The following is a 1,092-nucleotide window of genomic DNA, read 5'->3' as shown; positions in this document are numbered from 1 at the left end:
CTGTAAAACATCCCATAGACATGACTTTAACGCCATGACTTACAATTGGAATGACTGTCTGGTCAATCATGGTTGGCTTTTGACCGATCCCCATCATCGCAGGGATACTAAATCCGTAAATATCCGCATCTAACACTCCGACTTTTTTCCCATACGGGCCAGAGCAGTGGCCAGATTAACGGTAACCGTTGATTTTCCCACTCCACCTTTTCCACTTGTCACAGTAATAAATTGTACATCTGAATCAGGTGGTAACATGTTAGGCATTCCGGACGCTGTTGTAGCACTTTTCTTTAAAGTTTGTGTTAATGAAGCCCGTTTTTCTGGGGTCATATATCCAAAGGTTAACTCAACACTTGAGGCTCCCATATTTCGAAGAGAGTTTTCAACATCTTCTTTTATTTTTGCTTTCAATGGACAGCCTTGGATTGTTAAAACCACCTCAAGTTAAATACGTGTACCATCAATTTCTATATTTCTTACCATGTTCAAATCCACGATGCTTTTATGGAGCTCGGGATCTTGGACATGTTTTAAAGCGTTCATAATTTCTTCATGTGTCAACATAACTATCAGTCCTTTTTATTTAATAATTTCATTCTTAACATGGTTAACTGCTAAAAAAAAAGATTTTAACCAACTTTAAGCATATGTTGATGCTAAATTCCTATCATTAGGTATCGCAGAATAACAGATATTTGAGTTATCAACTATTCCTGTTGTAAGAGTAAGTAAAGCATTGGAGGGGATTCAGATCTATTTCATGATGCTCTCCACTAATTTTTATTCGGACTATCCCAACTTAAAAAACTCTCCTTCTTTTAAAAATCAAAAAGCCCACCATAAAATAGATTGTGTACATGCAAATGCAATACACAGTCAATTTTATGATGGGCTAATTACTAAGCAGTTTATCCTACTAGCGATCCATCTCATCACGTATAACAAAAATAAAAAACAGGACGTTATGGCAATTTGTCATTACCTAACATCAATGATTTTTTTATATTTTTATTATAATACTTTAAATGTCTCACCTCAATAGCAAATAAGCAGTAAAAAAGTGGTTACGAGTACTGACATGTCTTATAT

At 35.2% G+C, this 1,092-nt stretch carries 1 pseudogene; it reads right to left on the bottom strand.

From position 1 onward, the window contains the following. Positions 1–567 (bottom strand): annotated as a pseudogene (locus AC1DUW_RS30030) (P-loop NTPase); the annotation flags it as partial. Positions 568–1,092: the final 525 nt, after the last annotated feature.

Source organism: Peribacillus sp. P4_C12 (genome assembly GCF_056402095.1).
Note: the sequence above shows the minus strand (reverse complement) of the source record. Positions and strands in the feature narration are given on the sequence as shown.